Raw genomic sequence first — 9,866 nt, forward strand, 5'->3', positions numbered from 1 at the left:
ATCATTATGGCCGCTCGGTTCTCGTGCGGTTTTCTTTCGTCGGCAATGGATGGCTCGACGTCGTAGTGATTTCTGGCTGGAGCGTTGCATGGCTTTGTTTAAACGCAGCAATACGTCTGCGGAAGGTTTCGATTGGGCAGGTTTACTCTGGTTATTTCTGTTCTTCTGGTATTTCTCCGGCATCACCCAATTACTTATCCAACTGACCGGTACTTCGGGCTTCACCGGGTTCCGTCAGGCCTTTGTCATGAGCGCCATCTGGCTTGCGCCGATGCTGTTGTTCCCTAAACAGACGCGCGTAATGGCGGCAGTGATCGGCGTCGTGCTCTGGGCCTGCTCGATGGCCAGCCTGGGTTACTTCTTTATTTATCAGCAGGAATTTTCCCAGAGCGTCATCTTCATCATGTTCGAGTCGAACATCTCTGAAGCTGGCGAATACATGACCCAGTACTTCGCCTGGTGGATGGTCGCAGCGTTCCTCGCCCACACGCTGTTCGCTTATTTCCTGTGGACTCGCTTGCGCCCGATTTATCTGCCGCGCTGGAAAGCGCTAGTGGCGGCGACAGCCGTTGTGATTGCCGTGGTTGGTTACCCGCTGGTCAAGCAGACCGCGCGTACCGGCAGTTTCGCTGAAGGCTTCGATAAGTTCGAAACCCGCATCGAGCCTGCCGTGCCATGGCAGATGGTTGTGGCTTACCACCGTTATCTCCAGACCCTGGCGGGCATGCAGGACATGTTGCACAGCACGAGCAAGATTGCTCCGCTGAAAAACCTGACAGATACGATGGCCAACCAGCCCGCCACCCTGGTGCTGGTGATCGGCGAGTCCACCAACCGTCAGCGTATGAGCCTCTACGGTTACCCGCGTCAAACCACGCCGGAACTGGACAAGCTAAAGGATCAATTGGCGGTCTTCGACAACGTTATCACCCCGCGCCCTTACACCATTGAGGCGTTGCAGCAGGTGCTGACCTTCGCTGACGAAGAAAACCCGGACCTTTACCTGTCCACGCCGTCGCTGGTCAGCATGATGAAACAGGCGGGTTACAAGACGTTCTGGATCACCAACCAGCAGACCATGACCAAGCGCAACACCATGTTGACGACCTTCTCTGAGCAGGCCGACGAGCAGGTGTACCTGAACAACAACCGTAACCAGAATGCCGCCCAGTACGATGGCGACGTGATCGAGCCGTTCAACAAGGCCCTGGCCGATGCGGCGCCGCGCAAACTGATCGTTGTGCATTTGCTCGGCACACACATGAGCTACCAGTACCGCTACCCTCCGGCGTTCGACAAGTTCACCGACCGCAAAGGTGTGCCGGCCGGCGTGCGCGACGATCAGGTGCCGACGTACAACAGCTATGACAATGCCGTGCTGTACAACGATTTCGTGGTGTCCAGCCTGATCAAGGACTACGCCAAGTCCGATGCGAATGGCTTCCTGCTGTACCTCTCCGACCACGGCGAGGATGTGTTCGACTCCGTCGGTCACACGACCCTGGGGCGTAACGAGAACAAGCCGACCGCACCGATGTACACCATTCCCTTCATGGCCTGGGCTTCGCCAAAATGGCGCGAAAACCATGACTGGAACTTTGCTGCCGACTTGAGCCGGCCTTACAGCAGCTCGCAGCTGATTCACACCTGGGCGGATCTGGCCGGTTTGAATGCTGATGAACTGGACCGCAGCAAGAGCCTGGTCAGTGACAGCTTCAAGCCGCGCCCGTTGATGATCGGTAACCCTTATGAGCGTGAAGCGCGTCCACTGATCGACTTCAGCCTGATGAAGCCGAAAACCGAACCGGCAGTCGTTCAAAAGTAGATGTATTCAGGGGCCGTTTTCGGCCCCTCTTGCTGTGTCCCTGCGCAACGCCTTTTTGCTACATACCGTCACATGAAGCCTGGACGGGAGGCTCGAACGTGCTCATTCCCATTTGAGCAAATCGGCGGATAATGTCATTTCGATATTGGTTCACGGACGAAAGGCCCCCGCTACACGTAATGGGAGATACCCATGAAACGTACACCCCTGATCCTCGCCAGCCTGTTGATCTTCAGTTCAGCCACAGCCTTTGCAGAACACGGCGGCGAACGCATGCGCTTCTACTACGAGCGTTTGCATCTCGCCCAACAGAAGGCTAATGGCTTCGAGATCAAAAACATCGAGCTGCCAGTACCTACCGATCCAACCGCGCAAATGACCGAGTCGTACAAACCGAAGTAATTCAAGCCCGCCGGGCGTCCCGAGGGGCGCCCTTTTTCATGCCTGCTCAAAACATTCGTGCGCGCTTAAAGACTCTTGGTCCAGAACAGCATGCGACCATGGGCCGGGTCGAACATGCCAGCGGCAAAACCGAACTTGCCGTAGGACGCTTGCGCAACCGTATTGCCTTCGAGGACTTCCAGGGTGATCTTGCAGCAGCCACGCTGGCGGGCAATGTCCTCAACCTTTTGCAGCATCTTCTGACTCAGCCCCAGGCCGCGAAACTGCGGCACTACTGACACGTCGTGCACGTTGACCAGCGGCCGGCAAGCGAAGGTCGAAAAGCCTTCGAAACAGTTGACCAGCCCGGCCGGCACGCCGTCGACAAAGGCCAGCACACTGAAGGCATGGGGACGCTTGGCCAGCTCCCCGGGCAATTGCAGCAGAATATCCTCGGGCAACGCCTGTCCGCCGCCCATAGGGTCTTGCGCATAGGCATTGAGCACCACACCGATCGCCTCGGCGTGTACCGGGTTGGTGTAGCTGGCCTGTAGTACAAGAATGTCTGCGGATTCCCTTTCCATCGTTGCTATCCCGTCGAGTGGTCCCGGCGCGTCACTCGCGCCGCAAAGTCGAAGGACATTATCGCGAGTCGCCATCGCCCACAACCTGATCCTGCCTCAAACGCCCCAGATCAGCGTCTCGGTCCAGCCCAGCTCGGCAAAATCCGCCGCCCTCAGACCCCACTCGCCCGCGCAGAAAAACTCGTCCAGTTGTGGTGGTGCGACCGAGGTCCCACTGAGCATGGCATGCACCTGCCCGCGATGATGAAGCTGGTGTTCGAACAGATGGGACAGCAGGCGCAAACGACTGTCATGTTGCGGCGTGTCCCGGGCGATGGTCACGATTCGCCCCAGATCTGCGTCGCGCAATTGCTCGCAGTAAGCGATCAATCGATTGTCGACGAGGGATTGCTCGCGCCTCAGATCAGCGCCGACGGTGAACGGAACGTCTTCTTTGAAAAAAACGTAACAATCATGATGCGGAACGTCCCCGCGCAACTCGCGCTCCAGCGCATCCACGTAGAACCAGTCGCAGGTCAGGATGTGATTGAGGGTGGCGATGAGGCTGGGAAAGAAGCTCACGCGAGGCGCTGACAGTTCAGGCGGACTCAACTGGTGCCAAGCCTTGGCCAGTCGATAATTGGCCCAGGCGTTCTGATAAGCCATGGTCAGCAAGTGATGAGACAGGGGCTGATTCATGTTCGCGGCTCCCGGAAATTAGGCTTCAGCGAAACGTTGCAGCTGCATTTCCTGTAAACGGCTTAAGGTGCGACGGAACGGAAATTCCAGATAACCCTCGGTGTACAAGGCCTCCATCGGCACCTGTGCTTCGAGGTACAGCGGCACTTTGCGGTCGTAGCACTCGTCCACCAGCGCGATGAAACGCCGCACGCCATCGTCGTGAACCGACAGTTGCGGCAGTTCGCGGTCCCCCGCAACCACGTGTTCGGCAGCGTCTTCAGTGCCTCGGGCGATGCGCCCTTCACGTTTTTGCGCGCTGAGGTTGGGCACCTCACTCAAAAGAATAGCGCTGTGGGTGTCGCACAGGGTCATGAAGTCCATGGCCGAAAAAGGTTGCTCGCACAGGTCGGCATAACGACACCAAAGTACGCCGGCGCTGGCCCGCACGGTATTGACCTGACGGTAGCCGACCGTGACCGGCTCGCTGGACACGGACTGGCCGATGGTCAGCGCCTTGAACACGTCGCCGAGCGCGTCGGGATGCGCGGCATCGCTCACCCAATATCGCTGCAACGCAGCGCCGGGGTGCAGACGATGGTCTACACTGCCCTCCACGGCAATCACCTGCATGTGTTGCTTGATCGCCTCAATGGCGGGCACAAAGCGGTCGCGGTTGAAGCCATCGGCGTAGAGCTGATCCGGCGGCTGGTTGGAAGTACACACCATCACCACGCCTTGCTCGAACATCACCTGAAACAAGCGCCCGAGAATGATCGCGTCACCGATGTCGTTGACGAACAACTCGTCAAAACACAGGACCCGCACTTCCTCGCTCAACTCGCGCGCCAACGCCTTCAACGGGTCGGCGGTGCCGGTCAGTTGAAACGAACGCTGGTGCACCCAGCCCATGAAATGGTGGAAATGTTGACGTCGGGCCGGCACACGCAGGGTTTGGTAGAACTGATCCATCAACCAGGTCTTGCCCCGCCCGACCGGCCCCCACAGGTAAACGCCCATGATCGGCGCTCGCCCTTCATGCAAGGCTTCGTGGCATTTTTGCAGCGCCCACACAGCGTGCTCCTGGGCTTCGTCCTGGACAAAACCCTTGTGCTCGATGGCGTGCTGCCAGGCGCTTAACGGAGAGTCGACATTCATGGGCGGGAGTATACGTCCCTTATGCGTACGGACTGTAGCAGCTGCCAAGCCTGCGAGGCTGCGTTCGGCGACGAAGTCGTCGTAGATCCTGCGAATGCGGTTTTTCCGTTACACCGCAGTGCCTGGTTTTACGGCGACTGCGTCGCCGGACGCAGCCTCGCAGGCTCGGCAGCTGCTACGGGCTGCGCTCCAGCCAGGAGCTTCCCTGTTCGTTGCGGGGCCGGCCGTCGCCTCGTTTGACCAGCAAGGGCAAAGCGTCTTGACGGCTAATATTATTGGCATCATATTTAATACATGTCGCCAGACATTTATATTCAATCCCGGCGTCTTTCCTCAGGAGTCACCCCATGCATTACAAAGTATTTGGCCGCAAAACCGGCTTGCGGGTTTCGGAACTGGCGCTAGGCGCCGGCAATTTCGGCACTGGCTGGGGTCATGGTGCCGAACGCGACGAAGCCAAGCGTATTTTCGATGGCTACCTGGAGGCCGGCGGAAACTTCATCGACACCGCCAACGGTTATCAGGCGGGTCAGTCGGAAGTCATGCTCAGTGAATTTATCGCGGCAGAGCGCGATCGTCTGGTTATCGCCAGCAAGTACACCGTGGGGACGACGCCGTCCGCGAGCATTTCCCACACCGGTAACAACCGCAAAAACATGGTTCGCGCCGTGGAAGAAAGCCTGACCCGGCTGAAAACCGATCACCTGGACCTGTTCTGGGCGCACATGAGCGATGGTGTGACGCCAATGGAAGAAATCTTGCGCGGCTTCGATGATCTTGTGCGCGCCGGCAAGATCCATTACGCGGGGCTGTCGAACTTCCCAGCGTGGCGAATCGCCCGCGCCGACTTGTTGGCCGAAGTGCGTGGTTTTTCGCCGATTGCAGCGATTCAGGTGGAATATAGCCTGGCAGAACGCACTGCCGAACGTGAACAACTGCCGATGGCAGAAGCCTTGGGCCTGGCCGCGACATTGTGGTCGCCATTGGGTGGCGGCTTTCTTACCGGCAAGTACCGCTCCAACGATAGCGACAATCGCGCGTCCAAACTCGGCATGTTGATCCATGCGGAAAAAGGCGCCCGGGAAACCGCCATCCTTGACACGTTGCTCGCCGTTGCAGCCGAACTGGAGGCGAGCGCCACGCACGTGGCCATTGCCTGGTTGCGGGCAAAAGCCCAGCGCTCGACCACCGCGCTGATTCCGATTCTGGGTTCGCGCACCCGTGAGCAATTGGATGCGACGCTGGGGGCGCTGAACGTGCAACTGAACGCGGATCAGTTGTCGCGACTCGATGACGCCAGCGATGTGGCGAAAGGTGTGCCGCACGAAACGCTTGCCGGCTCTTTTTCACGGTTTAGCGGTGACCATACCCTCGACCTGCCCATCATCCCAGTGGCCTGACACACATCAAAAATGTGGGAGCCGGCAAGCCCGCTCCCACATTTTGACCGCGTGTTAGCGGTCGACCTTGTGCCTCGCCGCATACAAACACAGCATCTCCATCGCCAATGTCGCTGCTGCCAGTGAGGTAATGTCCGCGTGATCATAGGCCGGCGCAACTTCGACCACGTCCATGCCCACCAGATTGATCCCGCGTAATCCGCCCAGAATCTCCAGCGCCTGCACGGTGCTCAAGCCACCGCACACCGGCGTCCCCGTGCCTGGGGCGAACGCCGGGTCGATGCAATCGATATCGAACGTCAGGTACACCGGGTTATCCCCTACCCTCGCCCGGATCGCTTCGACAATCGCCTCGCAGCCCTGGCGATGCACCATACGCGCATCCAGCACCTGAAAACCCTGGTGATCGTCATTGGTGGTGCGCAAGCCGATTTGCACCGAACGCGACGGATCCACCAGCCCTTCCCTGGCCGCATGCCAGAACATGGTGCCGTGGTCGACCCGCTTGCCGTCCTCGTCCGGCCAAGTATCGCTGTGGGCGTCGAAGTGGATCAGCGACAACGGGCCATGTTTGCGCGCATGGGCCTTGAGCAGCGGGTAAGTAATAAAGTGATCGCCGCCGAACGTCAGCATGGCGCTGCCGCTGCTCAGGATGTGTTCGGCGTGGGCCTCAATGCTTTCTGGAATCGTGTGCGGTGAACCGTAATCGAAGTCGCAATCGCCATAGTCGATGACCGCCAAGTGATCGAACGGATCAAAGGTCCACGGCCAGTGGCGCTCCCAGGCAATTCCTGTGGACGCTGCGCGAATGCCGCGTGGCCCAAAACGTGCGCCGGGGCGGTTGCTGGTGGCAGTGTCGAACGGGACACCGCTGACCGCGACCTCGACACCGCGCAAGTCGCGGCTGTAGCGACGGCGCATGAAGCTGGTGATGCCGGCGTAGGTGCTTTCGGCGGCAGTTCCATAGAGGCTGTCGCGGGTCATGGCCTGATCGTTTTGCGTCGGGGCGTCCATGGAGATCTCCTTTTTGTTATTGGCGGCTATGGAAGGTGCTCCACAAGCGAGTGCGCGGAGGAAGTGGTGCCAGCGTGCGCGCTCGGATACATTGGGAAAATATCAAGTTTGTTAACCTGACTTTATGGCGGAGTAATGTTTGATGCTCGGGCAACTTCACGACCTCGACCTGCAACTGCTGCGCCTGTTTGTGCGCGTGGTCGAGTGCGGCGGTTTCAGCGCAGCCCAAGGCGAGCTGGGTTTGAGCCAGTCGAGCATCAGCCAGCAAATGGCCAGGCTCGAAACCCGCCTCGGTTATCGCTTGTGCAGTCGCGGCAAGGGCGGGTTCAAGGTCACGCCCAAGGGCGAACAGCTGTTGACCGCCACACGTGGGCTGTTCGAATCAATCGAAGCCTTTCGTCATCAATCCAACGGCGTGGCGGGCAGATTGATTGGCGAAGTGCGCCTGGGTCTTTCCGAAGCCCTTGATCAATCGGTGCTGCAACGGGTAGCGGATGCGATCCGGCGCTTTCGTGAGCGGGATGAATCGGTGCGCATCGAACTGATCAGTGCCATGCCCGGCGAAATGGAACGCTTGCTGCTGCAACAACGGCTGGACCTGGCCATCGGCTATTTCTCCCGGATCCAGAGCGCATTTGACTACCGCCAATTATTCACCGAGACCCAGCACCTGTATTGCGCTCCCGGCCATCCGTTGTTCACCGATGTCGCGCCGAACGATGAAGCGCTGCAAGCCTGCGACCCGGTCGATCATCCCTATCGGTTTCTGCGCGCCGACGAACCGTTTCAAGGAAAACTGTGTTCAGCACGCTCCGAGCAAGTCGAAGGCACCCTCGCCTTTATTCTGTCCGGCAAACACGTGGGGTATTTGCCCAATCACTTTGCCCGCAGTTGGGAAGACAAGGGGTTGTTGCGTGCCGTGCGCCAGGGCGAGATGAGTTTTGAGGTCGAATTTCATCTGGCGAGGCATCGCGCACAAGTACCGGGGGATGCGCAGAAGGCATTTGAGCAGGATTTGCTTGCTGCCTTCAGAAAAACCTGACCTTTCAGGCAGTGATCGTTCCCCACGCTCTGCGTGGGAATGCCGCCAGGGACGCTCCGCGTTGCGCTTCTGAATGTGACGCAGAGCGTCACGGGTTGCATTCCAACGCGGAGCATGGGAACGATCGGTGTAAGGCGGCAGATCTTGTTCGTTGCCCTTGATGCCCGCTGCTGGCATCCTGCGCCTCCATTTCTGACCCAGCCCGCCTTTTGGCACGCAATCAACCATGACCGCCTCTGAAAAAGCCCCCGCTGCACGCAACAACGACCTGATTTACGGCCTCAACGACCGCCCGCACCTGACCGCCACCGTCTTCGCCGCCCTGCAACATGTGTTGGCGAGTTTTGTCGGCATCATCACGCCGACCCTGATCATGGGTGGTGCCCTCGGCCTGCAAAGTGAAATACCGTACCTGATCAGCATGGCGCTGTTCGTCTCGGGGCTGGGCACCTTTGTTCAAGCCCGACGGTTCGGCCCGGTCGGCTCCGGCTTGCTGTGTCTGCAAGGCACCAGTTTCTCGTTCATCAGTGTGATTCTCAGTGCCGGGTTCATGGTCAAGGCACGAGGCGGCGGCACCGATGAAATACTCTCGACGATCTTCGGCGTGTGCTTCTTTGCTGCGTTCATTGAAGTGGCGCTGAGCCAGTTCATCGGCAAACTGCGGATGCTGATCACCCCGGTGGTGACTGGCACGATCATTACGCTGATGGGCTTGTCGCTGATCAAAGTGGCCATGACCGACATCGCCGGCGGCTTCGGAGCGCCGGACCTCGGCGCAGCCAGTCATCTGGCCCTGGCAGCCTTGGTGCTCGGCACCATTGTGTTGTTGAACCGGGTCGATGTGCCCTTTCTGCGCCTCGGAGCCATCGTCATCGGCCTGACCCTGGGCTATGTCGTGGCCTGGTTGATGGGCGACGTCAATTTCGCCAGCCTGCCCGATGTACCGCTGATGAGCGTGCCCGTGCCGTTCAAATACGGTTTCAACTTCGACTGGGTCGCCTTTGTGCCAATTGCGGTGATTTTCCTCGTGTCGCCGCTGGAAGCTGCCGGTGACCTGACCGCCAACTCGATGATTTCCCGGCAACCGGTCAAAGGCCCTATCTACATTCGCCGGATCAAATCCGGCCTGCTCGCCGACGGCCTTAACTCGGCGATGGCTGCCGTGTTCAACAGCATGCCAATGGTCACGTTTGCCCAGAACAACGGCGTGATCCAGCTCACCGGTGTCGCCAGTCGCTACGTGGCATTCTTCATCGCCGGTTTGCTGGTGCTGCTGGGGTTGTTCCCGATGATCGGCGCGGTGCTGCAACTGATGCCGAAGCCCGTGCTTGGCGGCGCCGAATTGGTAATGTTCGGCACCGTGGCGGTGGCCGGGATCAAGATCCTCGCCGAAGCCGGCCTGCACCGACGCAACATGCTGATCGTGGCGATTTCCCTCGGCATGGGCCTGGGTGTGGCGGCAGTACCGGAGGTGTTGCGCGAGTTGCCGCTGGCGCTGCACAACATCTTTGAATCGCCGATTACCGTCGGGGCGTTGTGCGCTATCGTGCTGAATATCTTCCTGCCCGAGGAATTCATCGAGCTGGAAGAAGACGATTTTGATCCGGAAGCCTCGATCCTTCAGGTCATGGAAAACCCCGATCTGCCGGCCAAGGCCGAACCCGCAACGCCTGGGGCGGTTCAGTGCAAGTAACTGGTAAATCCGATTAAAGGTACGCTGAAGAGCCAATGTGGGAGCGGGCTTGCCCTAATGCCGATCAGTTAAGCCTTAACGCGGACCGTAGCAGCTGGCGAAGCCTGCGTTC

At 59.1% G+C, this 9,866-nt stretch carries 9 protein-coding genes; 5 read left to right on the forward strand and 4 right to left on the reverse strand.

Translation table 11 applies throughout. The annotated features are described in order from the left end of the window. The first annotated feature begins 88 nt into the window (after positions 1-88). Positions 89-1,825: a phosphoethanolamine transferase CptA gene (locus tag PMI22_RS00665; protein ID WP_007949400.1), complete on the forward strand. Its 1,737-nt coding sequence runs from the start codon at positions 89-91 to the stop codon at positions 1,823-1,825. Between the two features lie 192 nt (positions 1,826-2,017). Further along, positions 2,018-2,227, forward strand: coding sequence for a hypothetical protein (locus PMI22_RS00660; protein WP_007949401.1), 210 nt, complete (start codon positions 2,018-2,020; stop codon positions 2,225-2,227). A gap of 65 nt (positions 2,228-2,292) precedes the next feature. Here PMI22_RS00660 and PMI22_RS00655 read toward each other — a convergent pair whose 3' ends face one another. From PMI22_RS00655 to zapE, 3 genes are all read right to left on the reverse strand, one after another. Continuing rightward, positions 2,293-2,790, reverse strand: a complete 498-nt coding sequence (locus PMI22_RS00655) for a GNAT family N-acetyltransferase (RefSeq protein WP_007949402.1) — start codon at positions 2,788-2,790, stop codon at positions 2,293-2,295. A gap of 96 nt (positions 2,791-2,886) precedes the next feature. Next, a complete protein-coding gene (locus PMI22_RS00650; protein WP_007949403.1) occupies positions 2,887-3,468 on the reverse strand; it encodes a DinB family protein in 582 nt (193 codons plus the stop codon). Between the two features lie 18 nt (positions 3,469-3,486). Beyond that, positions 3,487-4,605, reverse strand: coding sequence for a cell division protein ZapE (gene zapE, locus PMI22_RS00645; RefSeq protein ID WP_007949404.1), 1,119 nt, complete (start codon positions 4,603-4,605; stop codon positions 3,487-3,489). Between the two features lie 347 nt (positions 4,606-4,952). Here zapE and PMI22_RS00640 point away from each other — a divergent pair, with 347 nt between their 5' ends. Further along, positions 4,953-6,005: an aldo/keto reductase gene (locus PMI22_RS00640; RefSeq protein WP_007949405.1), complete on the forward strand. Its 1,053-nt coding sequence runs from the start codon at positions 4,953-4,955 to the stop codon at positions 6,003-6,005. 54 nt (positions 6,006-6,059) lie between these two features. Here the strand turns inward: PMI22_RS00640 and speB are convergent, their stop codons facing one another. Then, positions 6,060-7,019 carry an agmatinase gene (gene speB, locus PMI22_RS00635; RefSeq protein ID WP_007949406.1) on the reverse strand — a complete coding sequence of 320 codons (960 nt, stop codon included), beginning with the start codon at positions 7,017-7,019 and terminating at the stop codon, positions 6,060-6,062. Positions 7,020-7,161: 142 nt separating this feature from the next. On the opposite strand from speB, the gene PMI22_RS00630 reads away from it, so the two are divergent. Both PMI22_RS00630 and PMI22_RS00625 read left to right on the forward strand, forming a co-directional pair. Continuing rightward, positions 7,162-8,061: a LysR family transcriptional regulator gene (locus PMI22_RS00630; RefSeq protein WP_007949407.1), complete on the forward strand. Its 900-nt coding sequence runs from the start codon at positions 7,162-7,164 to the stop codon at positions 8,059-8,061. A gap of 226 nt (positions 8,062-8,287) precedes the next feature. Continuing rightward, complete coding sequence (locus tag PMI22_RS00625) at positions 8,288-9,754, forward strand: nucleobase:cation symporter-2 family protein (RefSeq protein ID WP_007949408.1); 1,467 nt, start codon at positions 8,288-8,290, stop codon at positions 9,752-9,754. Positions 9,755-9,866: the final 112 nt, after the last annotated feature.

It is taken from the genome of Pseudomonas sp. GM21, from assembly GCF_000282215.1.
Classification (GTDB): Bacteria; Pseudomonadota; Gammaproteobacteria; order Pseudomonadales; family Pseudomonadaceae; genus Aquipseudomonas.